The sequence below is a fragment of the Cryobacterium sp. Y11 genome, from assembly GCF_002929535.1.
Lineage (GTDB): Bacteria > Actinomycetota > Actinomycetes > Actinomycetales > Microbacteriaceae > Cryobacterium.
In genome coordinates, this window is record NZ_PJJO01000051.1 from 69,514 (window position 1) to 88,586 (window position 19,073).

At 63.3% G+C, this 19,073-nt stretch carries 19 protein-coding genes and 1 tRNA gene; 19 read left to right on the top strand and 1 reads right to left on the bottom strand.

Features of this window, described 5'->3' with window-relative positions:
- Positions 1 to 45: 45 nt before the first annotated feature.
- Both CXY75_RS05400 and CXY75_RS05405 read left to right on the top strand, forming a co-directional pair.
- Positions 46 to 738: a TIGR03943 family protein gene (locus CXY75_RS05400; RefSeq protein WP_233201746.1), complete on the top strand. Its 693-nt coding sequence runs from the start codon at positions 46 to 48 to the stop codon at positions 736 to 738.
- On the top strand, positions 728 to 2,233 hold the full coding sequence (locus CXY75_RS05405) for a hypothetical protein (RefSeq protein WP_104081808.1): 1,506 nt from the start codon (positions 728 to 730) through the stop codon (positions 2,231 to 2,233). Before CXY75_RS05400 ends, CXY75_RS05405 begins: the two co-directional genes overlap by 11 nt.
- Positions 2,234 to 2,276: 43 nt before the next feature.
- Here the strand turns inward: CXY75_RS05405 and CXY75_RS05410 are convergent, their stop codons facing one another.
- Positions 2,277 to 2,549, bottom strand: a complete 273-nt coding sequence (locus CXY75_RS05410) for a DUF4031 domain-containing protein (protein ID WP_104081809.1) — start codon at positions 2,547 to 2,549, stop codon at positions 2,277 to 2,279.
- 251 nt (positions 2,550 to 2,800) lie between these two features.
- Between CXY75_RS05410 and rplU the strand changes: the two genes are divergently transcribed.
- From rplU to treZ, 17 genes are all read left to right on the top strand, one after another.
- Entirely contained in the window at positions 2,801 to 3,109 is a 309-nt protein-coding gene (rplU, locus tag CXY75_RS05415; protein ID WP_104081810.1) for a 50S ribosomal protein L21, read from the top strand.
- Positions 3,110 to 3,127: 18 nt separating this feature from the next.
- Positions 3,128 to 3,385, top strand: a complete 258-nt coding sequence (gene rpmA / locus CXY75_RS05420) for a 50S ribosomal protein L27 (protein ID WP_104081811.1) — start codon at positions 3,128 to 3,130, stop codon at positions 3,383 to 3,385.
- Between the two features lie 188 nt (positions 3,386 to 3,573).
- A complete protein-coding gene (obgE, locus tag CXY75_RS05425; RefSeq protein ID WP_104081812.1) occupies positions 3,574 to 5,262 on the top strand; it encodes a GTPase ObgE in 1,689 nt (562 codons plus the stop codon).
- A complete protein-coding gene (gene proB / locus CXY75_RS05430) occupies positions 5,259 to 6,065 on the top strand; it encodes a glutamate 5-kinase (protein WP_104081813.1) in 807 nt (268 codons plus the stop codon). Before obgE ends, proB (CXY75_RS05430) begins: the two co-directional genes overlap by 4 nt.
- Positions 6,066 to 6,193: 128 nt before the next feature.
- Entirely contained in the window at positions 6,194 to 7,000 is an 807-nt protein-coding gene (gene proB, locus CXY75_RS05435; protein WP_104081814.1) for a glutamate 5-kinase, read from the top strand.
- A 47-nt stretch (positions 7,001 to 7,047) separates the two neighbouring features.
- Complete coding sequence (locus CXY75_RS05440) at positions 7,048 to 8,316, top strand: glutamate-5-semialdehyde dehydrogenase (protein ID WP_104081815.1); 1,269 nt, start codon at positions 7,048 to 7,050, stop codon at positions 8,314 to 8,316.
- 154 nt (positions 8,317 to 8,470) lie between these two features.
- Entirely contained in the window at positions 8,471 to 8,680 is a 210-nt protein-coding gene (locus CXY75_RS05445; RefSeq protein ID WP_104081880.1) for a hypothetical protein, read from the top strand.
- Positions 8,681 to 8,695: 15 nt separating this feature from the next.
- Positions 8,696 to 9,289 (top strand): nicotinate-nucleotide adenylyltransferase, encoded by a 594-nt coding sequence (nadD, locus tag CXY75_RS05450; RefSeq protein ID WP_104081816.1) that lies wholly within the window; start codon positions 8,696 to 8,698, stop codon positions 9,287 to 9,289.
- The gene (locus tag CXY75_RS19755) at positions 9,286 to 10,458 is read left to right on the top strand and encodes a hypothetical protein (protein WP_158251132.1); all 1,173 of its coding nucleotides are present in this window, start codon (positions 9,286 to 9,288) and stop codon (positions 10,456 to 10,458) included. The genes nadD and CXY75_RS19755 overlap by 4 nt, the downstream gene beginning before the upstream one ends.
- Positions 10,459 to 10,597: 139 nt before the next feature.
- Positions 10,598 to 10,999, top strand: a complete 402-nt coding sequence (gene rsfS / locus CXY75_RS05465; RefSeq protein ID WP_104081819.1) for a ribosome silencing factor — start codon at positions 10,598 to 10,600, stop codon at positions 10,997 to 10,999.
- 73 nt (positions 11,000 to 11,072) lie between these two features.
- Positions 11,073 to 11,145 (top strand) — tRNA-Ala (locus CXY75_RS05470).
- 200 nt (positions 11,146 to 11,345) lie between these two features.
- Entirely contained in the window at positions 11,346 to 11,789 is a 444-nt protein-coding gene (locus CXY75_RS05475; RefSeq protein ID WP_233201747.1) for an Lsr2 family protein, read from the top strand.
- A gap of 12 nt (positions 11,790 to 11,801) precedes the next feature.
- Entirely contained in the window at positions 11,802 to 12,194 is a 393-nt protein-coding gene (locus tag CXY75_RS05480; RefSeq protein ID WP_104081820.1) for a YchJ family protein, read from the top strand.
- A gap of 44 nt (positions 12,195 to 12,238) precedes the next feature.
- Entirely contained in the window at positions 12,239 to 12,580 is a 342-nt protein-coding gene (locus CXY75_RS05485; RefSeq protein ID WP_104081821.1) for a TIGR02611 family protein, read from the top strand.
- A gap of 185 nt (positions 12,581 to 12,765) precedes the next feature.
- The gene (glgX, locus tag CXY75_RS05490) at positions 12,766 to 14,949 is read left to right on the top strand and encodes a glycogen debranching protein GlgX (protein ID WP_104081822.1); all 2,184 of its coding nucleotides are present in this window, start codon (positions 12,766 to 12,768) and stop codon (positions 14,947 to 14,949) included.
- A 10-nt stretch (positions 14,950 to 14,959) separates the two neighbouring features.
- Positions 14,960 to 17,323 (top strand): malto-oligosyltrehalose synthase, encoded by a 2,364-nt coding sequence (gene treY / locus CXY75_RS05495; protein WP_104081823.1) that lies wholly within the window; start codon positions 14,960 to 14,962, stop codon positions 17,321 to 17,323.
- Positions 17,320 to 19,068 carry a malto-oligosyltrehalose trehalohydrolase gene (treZ, locus tag CXY75_RS05500; protein ID WP_104081824.1) on the top strand — a complete coding sequence of 583 codons (1,749 nt, stop codon included), beginning with the start codon at positions 17,320 to 17,322 and terminating at the stop codon, positions 19,066 to 19,068. The genes treY and treZ overlap by 4 nt, the downstream gene beginning before the upstream one ends.
- The last annotated feature ends 5 nt before the right edge of the window (positions 19,069 to 19,073 follow it).

Consider the following 19,073-nt stretch of genomic DNA (forward strand, 5'->3'; position numbering starts at 1 on the left):
TATTGGGCCGAACGTTGGCAGGGGGTCCTGCTCAGCCTCGTGGTCGTGGTGGCCACTCTCTGGCTCGGCCTGAGCGGCCAGCTCGGGCTGTACATCCACCCGCGTTACTTCGTATTCACGATGGCTATGGCTGTTGTTGGGCTCGTGCTGGTGAGCGCCGGTTTCGCCCGCCGCCGTCACTTCGAGGTCGATCGCACCGGCCGAGTCGAAACGACTCTGACCGGTGTGGGCGTCGTTGTGCTGCTCATCATGGGCGTCGCCATGGTCGTGGTCCCGCCAACCACGCTGACCAGCGCCACCGCGACCCAGCGCGAGGTGAACTCGGGCGGACTCGGCACCGACGATGATGCCGAGCAGGCGGCGGCACTCATCGGCACCGGCGACTTCGAACAACTGAGCGTGCGGGAGTGGGTCTCCCTGCTCGCCCAATCCTCCGATCCAGCCTTTTACTCGGACAAGACCGCCCAGGTCTCCGGCTTCGTCACCCCCGATACCGGGGATCCGGAGAACGTGTTCTACGTAGCCCGCTTCGTTGTGACCTGTTGCGCCGTCGACGCCCAGCCGATCGGTGTCCCGGTCTATCTGCCTGGGTGGCAGACTGAGTACGAGGTCGATGACTGGGTACAGGTCACCGGTCGTTTTAACGTGAACGAGAGTGCTTCAGCCAGTGATGCCCTCGCGATCACACCGGTAGAAATTCTGCCCGTCGACCAACCGAATGATCCCTATGTCTACTGATTCGACGTCGCCCGATTTAACGTCGCCTGATGTCACGTCAGCCGGGCGGCTGCGCCCGTTTCGCCGTGCGCTGTGGCTGCTCGTGGGCGGACTGATGGTGGCATGCCTTGCACTCGTCGCCGTCAACCTGATCAGTGGTCCCCGGCTCGTTTCGGTCGACGTCGACACCACGGCCGTGGTCTCCGCCGCCAACCAGCGGCTGGTGCTCGAGGCCAACCGCCAGCTGGTCGATGTGACCAGGGACCAGGTGAGCATCGCACCGTCCACGAACTTCCAGCTCACGACGAGCGGCAACTCCGTCGTGATCTCCTTCCCGCAGCCACTGGCCTACAACACGGACTACGCGGTCTCCGTGCGGGGCGTCACCGGGGCAGCGGTCGAGCGTCAATCCACTCTCAGTACAAAATTCAGCACCGCCGAACCGTCGCTCTACTACCTCAGCCGGGCGGTACCGGCGACCGGCGCCGATAGTCGGGGCGCCGACCGAATCCTGCGCACGACGGTCGGCTCGACCGAAACCACGGTTGCTTTTGAGTTCGCGAACATTCAGGAGTTCGTGCCGATGGGCAGCGAGCTGGCGGTCGTTGCGGCCCGCTCCGACCTCGGCAGTGTCGATCTGGCATCCGCTCTGTACCGCGTCGGCGCCGACGGCGCCGCCGAAGAGCTCAACCTGCCCGGTACCGGACTCGTGCAGGACCTGCAGGCCGCTCCAGGCCAGTCGCTGCTCGGCTTTCGGTTCACCAGCGCAGCGGATGCCCCCGGCCCGCACTACGAGAATGTGCTGTTCACCCTCGATCTACGTACCAACGCTTCCACTGCGGTGCCCGGCCTGTCTGGGAACCCCCTCAGCGTCACGACCTGGGGATTCATGACCGGCCGGGCCGATATCGTCGCGCAACAATACGACTCGACCCTGCTCCTGATCAATCCGCTGGATCAGTCCGGCGGTAACCCGCTCGAAAACGAACCAGAGTTCCAGCCGCCGGTTCCGCTCGGACAGTTCGCCAACCTCACCGCATTCGCTCCCGACGGGGTGCGCATCATCGCCGCCGACCGTAACGGGCAGTACGTGCTTGACCTGTCGCAGGGGACCGAGTCGGCGATCGTGCCGCAAAGCGTGGAAGGCACAACCCGGTACACGGCGCAGCTGCGCTTTTTGGCCGGGGGAGACGGGGAAACGGATGCCGACAGATACGTGCAGCGCATTGCCGAGTTCGCTCCGGAGACCGGTTCCGTGCGCCAGTTCCTGTCCCTCGTGGCTGGCGGTGAGGCGCGTACCGTCTACGCGCCGGCATCCGCTTCGGAAACCATCGTCGGCTTCGAGCTGTCACCGAATGACCAGTACCTCGCCGTGCAGATCGTGCCCAACCGCAACACCGAGCTCTCGGACGGATACCCGGTGAATGCTCAGGCAGTGGATGCGACGACCGTGTTTGTGAACATCGCCACCGGCGAGGTGCGCCGCAGCGTGCTCGGCTTCGACGCCACCTGGTAGCGGGCGGCTTTCACCTGCGCCGCTGCTCAAGCCTGTGCCGCTGCTAGAGCCCGCGGCGCTGCCGAGCGGTCACCCGCAGGCCGCTGGAGCGCAACCGCTCGATCATCTCGCGAAAGCTCACCGGCACCGCCCCGGCGGCCACAAGCTCGCCGTAGCTGGCCTCTGGAACGTCGTAGTGGTCGAGGTCGAAGCCGCGGCGGGGAATACCGGCCCGAGCCGCAAAATCGTGCAATTCATCAAGATTTGAGTCGCTCACGAGGTGTGCCCACACCGTTCCGTGCGCTGGCCAGCTAGGCTGATCGATAAGTACTGCCATTATCAAAGTCTACGAGCCGCATTGTGTTTCACCGGTGGTTCCGACACGCCGCCCCGTTGGTTTGACCACGGGTAGCGGATCAGGTAAAGTCAACCCTTGGTGCGCGTTAGGCAATTTCAACGCAGATACCAAGGTTTTCTGAGTGTGCTGGGCCAACCGGTTCGTGCACGGCAGTCAATTTACAGCAGTCAATTCACACTGGTGAATTTTCAGATTCGGAGCCTTGGGCTCCCCAGAGATTGGTACGTAAAGTGGTTTACGCAGTTGTGCGCGCCGGAGGGCGGCAGGAGAAGGTAGAGGTCGGTACCATCGTGACGATGGACCGAATCAAGGCTGACAAGGACGGCAACGTCGAGCTGGCCGCCGTGCTTCTCGTCGACGGCGACAAGATCACCTCTGACTCTACGTCGCTGGCCAAGATCAAGGTCACCGCCGAGGTTTTGAACAACCTTCGTGGTCCGAAGATCGTCATCCAGAAGTTCAAGAACAAGACCGGGTACAAGAAGCGTCAGGGGCACCGTCAGGAGCTCACTCGCGTTCAGGTTACCGGCATCGCCTAGGCCTGAGGAGATAGACAGATGGCACACAAAAAAGGTGCGAGTTCCACTCGCAACGGTCGTGACTCGAACGCTCAGCGCCTCGGCGTAAAGCGCTTTGGTGGTCAGGTTGTCGGAGCTGGCGAGATCATCGTTCGCCAGCGCGGCACGCACTTCCACCCCGGCGTCAACGTTGGCCGTGGCGGCGACGACACGCTCTTCGCCCTCGCAGCCGGCTCGGTGCAGTTCGGCGCCAAGGGTGGCCGCAAGGTCATCAACATTTTGGTGGCAGCGGAATAGTTCGACAGCACAGTACTTTTTAGACAAGTACTGAGCACAGCGTCAGGGCGGGCTTCGGTCCGCCCTGACGTGTTTATCCACGCATCATTCTTTGTTTGACGTTGTGTTCGCACGACGTCGTAGCACTGCAGTCGTTTCATCGCACCGTGTTTTGAAGCACTTTTTGCGCCACCTGAAAGGGGCACTCCATGGCCACATTCGTTGACCACGTGACGCTGCATTTACGAGCGGGCAATGGAGGAAACGGATGCGTTTCGGTCAAGCGCGAAAAGTTCAAACCCCTGGCCGGCCCCGATGGCGGTAACGGCGGCGGCGGCGGAGACCTCGTGCTCGTGGCCGACCCGAGCACGACCACCCTGCTCGGTTACCATCGTTCGCCCCACCGCAGCTCCGACAACGGTGGACCAGGCATGGGGGACCACCGCAATGGTCATAACGGTGACATGCGCGAGCTCATGGTACCTATCGGTACCGTCGTCAAAGACCTCGAGGGCAACCAGCTCCTCGATATGAACGAACCCGGCCTGCGCCTCATCGTCGCGCCCGGCGGCCAGGGCGGACTTGGTAACGCTGCCCTCGCCTCGACCAAGCGCAAGGCCCCCGGCTTTGCGCTGCTCGGCACGCTTGGCTGGGAAGGCGACGTCTACCTTGAGCTCAAGACCGTAGCGGATGTCGCGCTCGTCGGGTACCCATCTGCTGGCAAGTCCAGCCTCATTGCCGCCATGAGTGCGGCGCGGCCCAAGATTGCCGACTACCCCTTCACCACGCTGCACCCCAACCTCGGAGTCGTCGAATCGGGTGAGTCGCGCTACACCATCGCCGACGTGCCCGGATTGATCGAGGGCGCGAGTGAGGGCAAGGGCCTCGGCCTGGAGTTCCTCCGCCACGTTGAGCGCTGCACCGCCCTGCTGCACGTGCTCGACTGTGCCACCCTTGAGCCGGGCCGCGACCCGATCAGCGACCTCGATGTCATCCTCGGCGAACTCGACGCCTACCCGGTGCCAGAGGGACAGAAGCCGCTGTTGCAGCGTTCTCAGCTCATTGCCCTGAACAAGATCGACGTGCCGGAGGGCCGCGAACTGGCCTCCTTCGTCAAGGCCGACCTCGAAGCCCGCGGCTACCGCGTGTTCGAGATCTCCAGCGTCACCCACGAGGGCCTCAAGCAGCTCAACTACGCCCTCGCCGAGGTCGTCGAACAGGGCCGCGTCGAGGCCGCAGCAGCCGAAGCGAAGAAGCCGCGCATCATCATCCGCCCGAAGGCCGTCGATGAGGGTGGCTTCGTCATTAAGGTCGAGGGTGGCACCTTCGGCAACATTTACCGCATCCTCGGCACTAAGCCGGAGCGCTGGATTCAGCAGACCGACTTCACCAACGACGAGGCCGTCGGCTTCCTCGCCGACCGGCTCGCCAAACTTGGCATCGAGAACGAACTGTACAAGTCGGGCGCCATCGCCGGCTCGACGGTCATCATCGGCTCCGGCCACGGTGTCGTCTTCGACTGGGAGCCAACGCTCACCTCTACCGCCGAGCTCATTACAGCGCCGCGCGGAACGGACTCACGCCTCGACGAACCCAAGCGCCGCACCAGCAACGAACGCCGCGAGGAATACTTTGGCCGCATGGACGCAAAGTCCTCTGCGCGTGCCGAACTCATTCGGGAGCGCGAAGCCGGCATGTGGCAGACCGGCGAAGAAGAGTACAACGATGACGTGCGCCTCGCGAACGTCGCTGTGGCCGCTGACGGCAGTGTCACTCCGGCGAGCACCGAGCCGGCCGAGGCGGTAGCGCCTGATGTTGACACGGGAGATGCTGACACAGCGGATGCTGACACAGCAGTCGACGACGGCACTGACGCACCGGGAGGCGCCAAGCAGTGAGTGGCTTAGCCAGAGAAAACGTTGCTGGCGCTAAACGCGTCGTAGTGAAGGTCGGGTCGTCGTCGATCAGCGGTGACAACTCCGACCAGATCACCCCGCTTGTCGATGCCCTGGCCGAGGCCTATGGTCGCGGCACCGAGGTGGTGCTCATCTCCTCGGGCGCTGTCGCCACCGGCATGCCGTTTCTCAACCTCGACGAACGCCCCAGCGACGTTGCGACCCAGCAGGCTGCCGCTGCCGTCGGGCAGAACGTGCTGATCTTTCGCTACCAGGAAAGCCTTGACCGCTACGGCATCGCGGCCGGAACTGTGCTGCTGACCGAGGGCGATGCCCTGAAGGAACCGCACCGCAGCAACACCCGTCGCGCGCTGGAACGCCTGCTCGACCTGCGCATCCTGCCCGTTGTCAACGAGAACGACACCGTGGCCGTCTATGGCCTGCGGTTCGGGAGCAATGACCGCCTGGCCGCCCTCGTGGCGACGCTCATTCACGCTGACCTGTTGATCATGTTGAGCGACGTGGACGCCCTCTATACCAAGCCCCCGCACCTGCCCGGCGCTGAAAAACTCGACTTTATCGCAGCGGATGACGCGCTCGACGGATTCGAATTCAGTTCGAGTGGAGCGACCGGCGTTGGTACGGGGGGAGCGAGCACAAAGGTGGTGGCTGCCCGCCTCGCCACGAATGCAGGAACTGCCGTGCTGGTGACGTCGACCGAGCTGGCCGCGGCCGCCCTGCGCGGTGAGCACGTGGGAACGTGGTTCGAGCCCAGCAAGAGCGACGAGCGTCGCGCGCTCCTGTGATTCGTGGCCTGCCTGAGCTGCGCTAAGCTGCCGAAGGCGCGTGCTGCGCGCTGTGGGTTGTCGCCGGAGGGCCAGTTACATGTGGGGGTGCACGTCGTGACCTGGATCAGCGCGGGGAAGGCGAGTCGATGAGGGCTCACACCCCGGGCGTGGTTCGTTCGGCGGCGCGTATTGTCGTCAAGGTCGGTTCGTCGTCAATCAGCGGCGAGAATGCCGGGCAGATCGCCGCACTTGTCGATGCCCTCGCCGAGGCACACGGCCGCGGCACCGAGGTCGTTCTGGTGTCATCCGGTGCGATCGCCATCGGAATGCCGTACCTGCAATTGCAGGAACGGCCTACCGATCTGGCTACCCAGCAGGCGGCGGCATCAGTTGGCCAGAATCTCTTGATTTTTCGCTACCAGGACAGCCTCGACCGATACGACATCGTCGCCGGTCAGGTGTTACTCACCGCGAGCGATCTCGACAACGCCACCCACCGCGGTAACGCTCAGAGGGCGATGGAACGCCTGATGGCACTGCGTATCCTACCGATCGTGAACGAGAACGACACCGTCGCCACGCATGAGATTCGATTCGGTGACAACGATCGGCTCGCAGCCCTCGTGGCCATTTTGATAAACGCCGACCTGCTCGTGCTGCTCAGTGACGTCGATGCGCTCTACACTCGCCCGCCGCACCTGCCGGGTGCCGAGCGCATTTCGCATGTCGCATCGGGCGATCCTTTGGTCGGCATGCAATTCGGCGCGACCAAGGTCAATGGGGTTGGCACGGGGGGAGCGAGCACTAAGATCACGGCCGCTCGGATCGCCGCTCAGGCCGGCACCGCTGTGCTCGTCACCGCCACCGGACTCGTTGCAGAAGCGTTGCGGGGTGAACCGGTCGGCACCTGGTTCGAACCCTCGAGTGCGCCGTCGGCCCTTCGCCTTCCCTGAGCCACTCACAGAGTCTCCCCGTGCTGCCTTGCGGTAAACTCGAGGGTATGTTGCAGTCATTGAACGATGTAGCCCAGCTCACGCCGACCCTGGAAGCCGCTCGCACGGCCTCCCTGTCGCTCGCTTCGGCGCCGACGGAAGTGAAGAACACAGCCCTCACGCTGACCGCCCAATCCCTGCGCGACCACGTGGACGTGATCGTTGCCGCCAATCAGCTCGACCTCGACGCCGGTGCCAGCAACGGCCTCAGTGCCGGCCTGCTCGACCGGCTCAAGCTCGATGCGTCCCGCATCGTGGCCCTCGCCGATTCGGTCGATCAGATCGCTCTACTGACCGACCCGGTGGGCCAGATCGTGCGCGGGAGTAGCCTGCCGAACGGCATCAAGATTAGCCAGGTTCGCGTGCCCTTCGGCGTCATCGGCGTTATTTACGAGGCGCGGCCCAACGTTACCGTTGACCTGGCCGCGCTCGCGCTGAAGAGCGGCAACGCGGTCGTGCTTCGCGGCGGTTCGGCCGCCGAGAACAGCAACCGAGTGCTCGTTGATCTGGTGCAGTCGGCCATCGCCGTCGCCGGGCTCAACCCAGACTCGGTGCAGACCATTGACCCCTTCGGTCGGGCCGGCGCGACCGAGCTCATGAAGGCCCGCGGCTACATCGACGTGCTCATTCCGCGCGGAAGCGCCAACTTGATTCAGACCGTGGTGACCGAATCGACGGTGCCAGTCATTGAGACCGGAGCCGGCGTTGTACACGTCTTCCTCGACGAGACGGCCGCCAAACAGTGGGCCATCGATATTGTGCACAACTCCAAGACTCACCGTCCGAGCGTGTGCAATGCACTCGAAACGCTGCTCGTGCACCGTACTGCGGCCGAACGGCTGCTTCCCGAGGTGCTTGGCAAGCTTGCAGAATCCGGTGTCACCATCCACGCGGATGCCCGGACCCGCGCCATCTACCCCAACGCCGTTCCGGCAACCGACGAGGATTGGGCAACGGAACACATGAGCCTGGATATTTCCGTGGCCATCGTGGATTCCCTCGATGAGGCGATCGCGCACATCCGTCGTTATTCGACCGGTCACACCGAGTCGATCATCACGAATGATCTACAGAACGCCGAGCGCTTCTTGAACGAAGTGGATTCGGCCGCGGTGATGGTCAATACGTCCACCAGGTTTACCGACGGCGGCGAGTTCGGGTTCGGTGCAGAGGTCGGTATTTCGACCCAGAAGCTACATGCTCGTGGCCCGATGGGTTTGCCGGAGCTGACCAGTACAAAATGGATCGTGCGCGGTAACGGACAGGTGCGCAGCTAGGTTGACGGCTGGCGTCAGCTCAGTTCCGTGCTCACTCCCGCTAGAATAGGTGCAACGGCGTGAGTCGCCGCACCCGTGCGCCGATCTGAACAGCCTGAGCTGATCTGAATGCTTGAGCAGCGTGCTGATGCAGTTGCGCCTGAATGGAGAACCGATGTCTTTTGTGAGTATCGCCCTGACCGAGGTCGAGCACATTGCCCTGCCCCTGCCCATCATTGTCTACCCGATGGTCGCCGCCGTGCTATTTCTTGCCCTCGGTGTCGTGCTGTGGAGCTTTCGCGATGTTTCCAACCGCCACAGCCCGAAGGCTGACGCCTACGCCGCCGCGCATGGCGGACACAGTTCCAGCACCGGTGGCCACTAGAAACCTGATTACACCGTGACAGTTCGTCGTCCGCGCATCGGCGTGATGGGCGGTACCTTCGACCCTATCCACCACGGACACCTCGTCGCCGCGAGCGAGGTCGCCCAGAGTTTCGACCTCGACGAGGTCGTCTTCGTCCCTACTGGGCAGCCCTGGCAGAAAAGTGGCGTGACCCATGGTGAACACCGGTACCTCATGACCGTCATTGCCACCGCGTCGAATCCGCGATTTACCACCAGTCGCGTCGATATCGACCGGGTCGGGCCGACCTATACGATTGACACCCTCCGGGACCTGCACGAGGAACGACCAGACGCTGAACTGTTCTTCATCACCGGAGCGGACGCGATCACGCAGATCCTCGGCTGGAAGGACGTGCGCGAGTTATGGCAACTGGCCCATTTTGTCGCTGTGAGTCGCCCGGGGCATGAGCTGAGCGTTTCGGGTTTACCCAACCAGGACGTAAGCTTGTTGGAAGTTCCGGCACTGGCCATTTCGTCCACTGATTGCCGGGCTCGGGTCAATCGGGGATTCCCGGTCTGGTATCTGGTCCCCGACGGGGTTGTCCAGTACATCTCAAAGCATCACCTGTATCGGAGTGTGGCATGACGTTGGGAGACCCTCAGCCGCTCAGCCGACGTCAAGCGCGTGAGCTCGCTCGCGGCGAAAACGCTACTCAGAACACGAATCCGCCAGTCGACGCGCCGGCTCTGACTCCCGCGGCGCTCCGCCCGTCCGCCCTCACGTCATCGCCCGGCACCGTTTCGTCACGGCGATCAACTAGGCATACCCCTGGTGAACCCGCTAAACGGGGTGAGCCCGCTGCGCCGATACTAGCTGAGCCCGCTGAACAGGTCGCAGCTACGGCATCCGCTGCCCCGAGTGACCCTGACGCCGGTTCTGGCGATCTGGCTGAACCTACCCTGAGCCGTCGCGAGTTGCGCGCCCTGCGCGCCCGTCAGGAGGCCAGCGGGGCGGATGCTGCGGTCGCTGCACCGGTTGAGCCCGCGCTGATCAATACCGAGCCGATCCAACCGGAACTGATCCAACCGGAACTGATCGAGGCTGAGCTCATCGAAACCAAACCGGCCAGGCCGGGCGGGTTCGTTCTGATCGAGCCCGAGCGGATGTATGCCGAGCGGATACAGCCGGCACCAGTCGTTCCCCTCGCTGCCCCGAAGCGTCAAACGCCGCTGGCTCAGACGCCGCAGACTCAGGCGCCGCAGACTCAGGCGCCGCAGGCCCAAGTGGCGCGGCCGGCCGAACAGCGCGCGGCGTGGACACCGCCGGTCGGTCATTGGTCGCTCGAGCAGGGCGGGCAGTCCCACGAGCATGCTCCATCCCAGTCCCTTGACGAGCTGATCAACCGTGGCGTCGGCGCTGGCGGTATCCCCACGACCACGAATGCCCTCATTTTGCCGTCGATTCCCAATCAGGGCCCGAGCGTGAGCCCGATTTCGAACACCGGTGAGATTATGATCACCGGATCATTCGACCTGCCGCGAAGCCTCGGTTCCACCGGAGCTCACCCGAACCTGTTCGATCCCTCGGAGCTTGACCACGTGATGGACCAGCTGGACGCCGAACAACTCGGCGGTGACTCGGCGCCGGTGAGTGCCAGCCGCGCGGTGAGCACGCACGCCTCCACCCGAGGAATGCTGACCCCGCCAAAGAAACAGCGTGCAACTCTACCCATGGTGCTCGTGATCACCACCGCCGTGCTCGCGGTCAGCGTCTTGGCCTTGTTCGTCACCGGCTATTTGCTGGGCATTTTCTAATGTCGATTAATCAATCGTGCCAGCTCTCAACTTTCCTGAGTCTCTCTGACTCATCGCCGGTTCCTCTCGACACCGTCGTTCCCCTCATCATCGCCAACAGCGCATTCACGCGCAGCGGCACAATCTCAAGGATTCATTCATGACCACTTCTCCTCACGCCCTCGAGCTGCTCAAGATCGCCGTTGCCGCGGCCGACTCCAAGGGCGGAGAAGATCTCGTCGCCCTCGACGTTTCCAACCCCCTTCCCCTCGCTGATATTTTCTTCATCGTCACCGGACGCTCGGAGCGCAACGTCGTTGCCATCGCCGGTGAGATCGAGGACAAGCTGATCGAGGCCGGCTATAAGCCGTTGCGTCGTGAGGGGCGCGCGGCAGGCCGCTGGGTGCTCGTTGACTTCGGAGACCTCGTCGTGCACGTCTTCCACGAGGAAGAGCGCCAGTACTACTCCCTGGAACGTTTGTGGAAGGATTGCCCGGTAATCCCGACCGGGATTCCCGCCAAGGTGACGTCAGAAGTGGCCGTAGACGAGGTCGCGGAGTAGCTTCGGTTTCGCAGATCACATTCTGTGTTGTAAGCTAACAAAGTTGTTTCGAAGAAATTCGAAACAACAATCTGGGTCCGTGGCGCAGCTGGTAGCGCACCTGCATGGCATGCAGGGGGTCAGGGGTTCGAATCCCCTCGGATCCACCCGAATAGATCAGTAATAATAAAAAGCCCCGATAATGTCGGGGTTTTTTTTATACTCATTTTGATCTGATGCATATCTCCGGAGCAGCGCAGCGAACAGTGGCGACTGTGAATCAGCTGTCCGAAAAAGAAACACCGCGTGGCGGGTATCGTAAATGGTATTCAGCAGTCATAATTCTTTAGTGGTTAGCCCACGGCGCATGAATGCAATTGCGCGAATTGAATTGATGAGACGCGGCTGCACTTACCAGATGTTTTCTTTCGACAACATATTTGACAACTCATTGGAGAAGCACATCATGAAGCAGACCACGGTTCAAGTAGTGGACGACCTCGACGGCAGCGTAATTGCGAATGGTTCAGGGGCTTCTGTCGCCTTCGCATTGGAGGGTGAATCCTACGAAATAGATCTGTCCGACACTAATCTTTCCGAGCTCCGAGCCGTATTGCAGCCGTACCTAAGCGTCGCACGACGGGTGGGATATGTTCCGGCTCAGCCACGCGGAGCGGGTGCAGCAAAGTCTGACCGCGCCGCATTGCAGGCAATCCGGGAATGGGCAGCCGCCAACGGCGTGCAGGTATCTGATCGCGGCCGCATTGCCGCAACCGTGCGCGAGGCTTACGCCAACGCCCACTCTAACTAAGACACGACCCCATTGACGTCGGAATTTCAGAATGATCGGTGTCCCTGCCTCAGCGGGGACACATATTCCGAATGTTGTGGTCGTTTTCATAGCGGCGCGGCCGTTGCCTCGACGGCCGAATGGCTCATGCGATCGCGATACAGCGCCTTTGCGATGGGCGACGCACCGTATCTGTTGAGCACCTGGCATCCGCTCGTGAGGCCGAGAACCCTTCAGATCGACGTGGGTATTTCGTGGCGGCGACTCGATATCGTGCGTACCGAGCGTGGGGGAATGCTTGATAGTGAGGGCACCGTAGAATTCATTGCGCACTATCGACGCGATCGCGTAACCAGGCAACAACACGAAGTTAGCCACTTTCTGAAACTCGACCGGTGTTGGTATTACGAGGGAGCCCTGTCGTAGAGCTGCGGAGCTTCTACCCAGACACACGGTTTAGGTTGAGTTATATGCCTCCTCAACTGTCCCGTGATACGGCAAGGGGGAGCGACCTCCGACATCAGGTTCGTCTGGCCCTGCACAGGGCCCATACCTGGGTGGAGGGCCATCCGCGCCTGCGCTGGGTCTATCGCCTCGGTGTCGGCCTGCTCGGCACAGTGATCATCGTGGTTGGCGTGATTCTGATTCCCCTGCCGGGACCGGGCTGGCTCATCGTCTTTCTAGGCCTTGCCGTGCTCGGCACCGAATTTCCCGCCGCTCATCGGCTGGGCCTGTTTCTTAAGCGCCTGGTCACGCGGGCGTGGGCCTGGTGGCGGGCACGCCGCGACCGTCGGGTAGCCAGCTCGGGGTAGGCTCACGGCAGGCGAGGAGAATGTCGGCGGATGCCTGTGGCGTGTTCCCCCAGTGAGATTCGGTCTACATCGCGTGCACGTTGTCTGTCATTCTCGACATTCGAGCACACCGCATCCCATCGTCTGTTTTCTTCACACCGACTGTCATCTGTACACCGTGTCCCTTTTTCACTTCGAGGAGTCTCATGGAAACCTGGCCGGGAAGTGCCTACCCCCTCGGTGCAACGTTTGACGGGAGCGGTACCAATTTCGCCCTGTTCAGCGAAGCCGCAGGGCGCGTTGAACTCTGTCTCTTTGACGACGACGGAGTGGAGACCCGCGTCGAGGTGCGCGAATCATCCGCTTATATCTGGCACGCCTATCTGCCGCTGGTGCAACCGGGACAGCGCTACGGCTACCGGGTTTACGGCGACTACAACCCCGCCACGGGGAGCCGGCTCAACCCCAGCAAGCTGCTGCTCGATCCGTACGCCAAGGCCACCACCGGGGTCATCGACTGGGATCCTTCCCTGTTCTCCTACGACTTCGACGACCCCGACTCGCCGAACAACGATGATTCCGCGTCGCACATGATGCTAGGTGTGGTCGTGAACCCGTTCTTTGACTGGACCGGTGACCGAGCGATGCGCACTCCGTACAGCGAGTCCCTCATCTACGAGGCGCACGTCAAGGGCTTGACCGAGCTGCAAGAGGCGGTGCCCGCGAGCCAGCGGGGGACCTACGCTGGCCTGGCGCATCCCTCGGTGATCGACCATCTCCAGAAACTGGGTGTGACGGCTATCGAACTGATGCCGGTGCACCAGTTCGTAAACGACGGCACCTTAATCGAGCAGGGGCTCAACAACTACTGGGGCTACAACACGATCGGTTTCTTCGCGCCGCACAACGCGTATTCGTCGACCGGTGACCTCGGGCAGCAGGTGCAGGAGTTCAAGGGAATGGTGCGCAGCCTGCACGCCGCCGGCATTGAGGTGATCCTCGACGTGGTCTACAACCACACCGCTGAGGGCAACCACATGGGGCCGACCCTGTCGTTCAAGGGCATCGACAACGAGGCCTATTACCGGCTGATGGACGACGATAAGCGCTACTACATGGACTACACCGGAACCGGCAATACCCTCAACGTACGGCATCCGCACGTTTTGCAACTCATCATGGACTCCCTGCGGTACTGGGTGCTCGAGATGCACGTTGACGGGTTTCGGTTCGATTTGGCGAGCGCATTGGCGCGTGACCTGTACGAGGTCGACAAGCTATCGACCTTCTTTGAGCTCGTGCAGCAAGACCCCATCGTGTCGCAGGTCAAGCTCATTGCCGAGCCGTGGGATGTTGGGCCCGGCGGCTACCAGGTAGGCAATTTCCCCTCGCAATGGTCGGAGTGGAACGGAAAATACCGCGATACCGTGCGCGACTTCTGGCGCGGTGAGCCGTCGACCCTGGGTGAATTCGCCTCCCGCGTGGCTGGTTCCGCCGACCTCTATGAGCACTCAGGGCGGCGGCCCATGGCCTCGATTAACTTCGTTACCGCTCACGACGGATTCACCCTCGCCGACCTGGTGTCGTACAACGAGAAGCACAACAACGCCAACGGTGAAGACAACAACGATGGTGCATCTCATAACCGCTCGTGGAATTCCGGCGTTGAGGGGCCGACGGACGATCCCCAAATTCGTGGGCTGCGTGCCAGACAGGCCAGAAACTTCATCGCGACCCTGCTGCTCTCGCAGGGAGTGCCGATGCTGTTGCATGGCGATGAGCTCGGCCGCACCCAGCACGGCAATAACAACACCTACGCCCAGGACTCGGAGTTGAGTTGGGTGCACTGGGACGAGGCGGACCTTCCACTGATCGAGTTCACGGCCGCCGTGTCGCGACTGCGCCGGGAACACCCGACCTTTAGGCGCAGCCGGTTCTTCGATGGTCGCCCAGGCACACGTGTGGCGGGGGAGTCGCTGCCCGATATCGTCTGGCTCAACACCGACGGCGAGCCCATGGCTGCGGAAGACTGGGACGAGAACCTGGCTCGAACGGTCGCCAAATTTCTCAACGGAAATGGTATCCGGGAACGCGATGTACGAGGTCAGGAGGTCGTCGACGTCAATTTTCTGCTTCTGTTCAACGCGGATCCCCAGGATGTCGACTTCGTGCTGCCGCCCGACGAGTACGCCCCGGCCTGGGAAATCGTCGTCGACACGGCCGGGGAAGGCGCCGATTCCGTCGCTCGACCGGCTGGCGACATCCAAACGGTAGCGGGTCGGTCACTCGTCGTGCTGCGCGCTTATCACGAACCCGACGTGGCTCCGGATCACTCCGTTGCGGCCTCGCTCGCCGCCACCGGGCTGATCACGCCGCCGGGCCTCGGCTAAGGCGCGTGCAATGACCGAGCACAGCACGCCGCTCTCCACCTACCGGCTCCAGATCACGCCCGGTTTCACCCTCGATGCCGCCGCCGGGGTGATTGACTACCTGGGGACGCTTGGCGCCGATTGGGTGTACCTGTCGCCGCTCTTGATGGCCGAACAGGGGTCCGATCATGGGTACGACGTTGTTGATCACTCACGAGTTGACCCGGCCCGCGGTGGCCCTGCTGGCTTGGCCAGGCTGGCCGCGCAGGCACATGAGGCCGCACTGGGCGTGCTCGTTGACATTGTGCCCAACCATATGGGTGTCGCCAGCCCCGCGCAGAATACCTGGTGGTGGGACCTGCTTCAGAACGGCCGACAGTCGCGTTACGCCGAGGCGTTCGACGTCGACTGGGCATATGGCAACGGCAAGATTCGTATTCCGGTGCTCGGTGACGATGCGGGGGCCGGCAGCACCGAGCTCGACCGTCTCGAGGTCGTCGACGGCGAGCTGCGCTATGTGTCCATGCGGTATCCGCTGGCCCCCGGAACTGCCGACGACGGTGCGACCCCGGTCGTCGTACACGATCGGCAGCACTACGAGCTCATCAACTGGCGCCGGGCGGATTACGACCTGAACTACCGCCGATTCTTCGCCGTGAACACCCTGGCGGGCATCCGGGTCGAGGTTCCCTGGGTGTTCGACGAGTCGCATCGTGAGATCGTGCGCTGGGTTCGCGACGGTCTGGTGCAGGGTCTGCGGGTGGACCACCCCGACGGCCTGGCTGATCCCGGCGGGTACCTTGAGGCGCTGCGCCGCGCCACCGACGGCGCGTACGTGCTCGTGGAGAAGATTCTCGAGGGACGCGAACGGCTGCCAGCCAGCTGGGCGACCGCCGGCACCACCGGCTACGACGCCCTCGCCGACGTTGACCGGGTGCTCGTTGACCCGGCGGGTCAAGCGGCCCTCGACGATCTCGAGGCACGACTCCACGGTGATGGCGCTGCCGAGTGGGCCGACCTGGTCTACGGCAATAAACGGCAGGTTGCCGATGGCATCCTGCGCTCCGAGGTGCTGCGCATTGCCAGGCTGGCATCCGGTGCTGAACCAGCGACCATGCAGACCGCCGATGCACTCGCCGAGCTGCTCGCCTGGTTTCCGGTCTACCGCTCCTACCTGCCCCTCGGCGCTGGCCGGCTACACGAGGCTGCACGTCGCGCCGCCGAGTATCGCCCCGAACTGTCGGCCGAGGTCGACCGGTTGCTGCCCCTGCTGGCCGACTCGGGGCATCCGGCCGCCGTGCGGTTTCAGCAGACCTCGGGCATGATCATGGCCAAGGGAGTCGAAGACCGTTCGTACTACCAGTTCAGCCGACTCACCTCGCTCAACGAGGTGGGCGCTGACCCCGACGAGTTCGCCGTCTCGGTTGCCGAGTTTCATGACCGCCAGAGCGTGCGTCAGGCCGGGTTTCCGCACTCGATGACGACCCTGTCAACGCATGACACGAAACGCGGCGAAGACGTGCGCGCGCGCATCTCGGTTCTCGCCGAGGTTCCCGCCGAGTGGGAGCGGGCGCTTGCGCAGCTGCGGGCGCTGCATCCGCTCGGCGACGGCCCTTTCGAAAACCTGCTCTGGCAGGCGATCGTTGGCGCCTGGCCGGCTAGCAGGGAGCGGCTCGCGGACTACGCGCGGAAGGCCGCTCGCGAGGCCGGCACGTCGACCACCTGGACCGAACCGAACGACGGGTTTGAAGCGGCCCTCGGCGACCTCGTCACGGCGGCTTTCGACGATGCGGCCACTTGCAACCTATTGAGCGATCTGCACGATCGGCTACGGCAGCCAGGCTGGAGCAATTCGCTCACGCAGAAACTGCTGCAAGTGACCATGCCCGGAGTTCCCGACGTGTATCAGGGCAGCGAACTGTGGCAAACCTCGCTCGTCGACCCAGACAACCGCCGCCCGGTCGACTATGCGGTGCGCCGCGAGCTGCTGACGCGCATTGATAGCGGATGGCTCCCTCCGGTCGACGAGACCGGCGCGGCCAAGCTGCTGGTCACCGCGCACGCCCTCCGGCTGCGCCGCGACCGGCCAGACCTGTTTGGCCGGTACCTGGTGGTGCCAGCTCTGGGAACGGCCGCCGACCACGTCGTCGCCTTCGATCGTGGAGGAGCGATCACCGTGGCCACGCGACTGCCGATCGGGTTGCACGAGGCCGGTGGCTGGGGCGATACGACACTAGTCGTGGCTGGCCGCACGTTCGTGGACGTACTGACCCGGCAGCGTTTCGACGGTCCGAGCCTGCGCCTCGCCGACGTGTTGGCCCGCTACCCGGTTGCGCTGCTGGTCGCCGTCGACGACAGTAACCGCGTTCCCACTCCGACAGGACGACACGCATGAACGAGCAAAGCTTTGAGGTCTGGGCACCCGACGCGCAGGCCGTTCAGCTGGCGCTCGGCAGCCGACGGCTGGAACTCGCCAAGAGAGACGATGGCTGGTGGGAACTGACCCACAAATCTTTCGCCGCAGTCGACGTCGATTACGGCTATGTGATCGACGGACGCGGGCCGTTTCCAGACCCCCGGTCGCGGCGCCAACCTGCCGGGGTGCACGCTCTCTCGCGCACCTTTGACGCCACCGCCCACGTCTGGGCGGACTCCGAGTGGACCGGCAGGCAGCTCGCCGGCGCCATCATCTATGAACTCCACGTCGGAACTTTCACGCCGGAGGGCACCCTGGAGGCCGCAGCGCGCCGGCTCGACCACCTCGTATCAATCGGCGTCGACTTTGTGGAGCTGCTGCCGGTGAACGCCTTTAACGGTACGCACAATTGGGGGTACGACGGTGTGCTCTGGTTTGCCGTGCACGAGAGCTACGGCGGTCCGGCCGCCTATCAGGCCTTCGTCGACGCCTGTCACCAGCGCGGCATTGGCGTTATTCAGGACGTTGTCTACAACCACCTGGGACCGAGCGGCAACTACCTGCCGCAGTTTGGCCCCTACCTGAGCGAATCCGCCGGCAACACCTGGGGCGCATCGCTCAACCTCGACGGGCCGCATTCCGACCCGGTGCGCCGGTATATTCTCGACAACGCTCTGATGTGGCTGGGCGACTATCACGTCGACGGCCTGCGGCTCGACGCGGTGCACGCCCTGCACGATTCAAGCGCCACCCACCTGCTCGAGCAATTGAGCGTGCAGGTCGCGGCGCTGAGCGCCGAGATTCGACGGCCGCTGACCCTGATCGCCGAGTCTGACCTAAACGATCCCCGCCTCGTGACCCCGCGCGATGCCAACGGCTACGGCCTCGACGCGCAGTGGAGCGACGACTTTCATCACGCCGTACACGTGGCCCTCACCGGCGAAACCTCGGGGTACTACGCCGATTTCGAACCGCTCGGCGCCCTCGCCAAGGTACTCACGCACGGGTTCTTCCATGACGGAACATATTCGAGCTTTCGGGCGCGCACTCACGGCCGCCGAATCGACCGCGAGCGGATGCCAACCTGGCGCCTGGTTGTCGCCTCCCAGAACCACGACCAGATCGGCAACCGCGCCATCGGTGACCGGCTGAGCGCGCAGCTCGACACCGGTCAGTTGGCGATTGCCGCAGCGCTGACCCTGCTCGGTCCGTACACGCCGATGCTGTTCATGGGGGAGGAATGGGGTGCGACAACGCCCTGGCAGTTCTTCACTTCGCATCCCGAACGGGAACTGGGCGTGGCAACGGCCCGCGGTCGCATCAATGAATTTGCCCGCATGGGCTGGAACCCGGCAGTGGTGCCCGACCCGCAAGACGTGCTGACCTTCGAACGATCCAAGCTCAATTGGAACGAAGCCAACAAGCCAGAGCCCGCGCGTCTGCTTGGTTTCTATCGCGAACTCGCAGCCCTCCGTCGGTCACACCCGGACTTCACCGACCCCAGATTCGATCAGATCACCGTGGCGTTTGACGCAGGGGAGGGCTGGCTGCAACTGCACCGCGGGCGCTCGAAAATCCTCATCAATCTCGGCGCCAACTCGGCCAGCATTCCGGCTGGCGGCGGCGAGGTCGTGCTGTCCTTCGCGGGTGTTGGCGATGCGGTGCAGGGCCGATCGCCCCACGCCCTGCAGCTGGCGCCGCACTCCGTGGTCGTGCTGGCTTGAGCTGT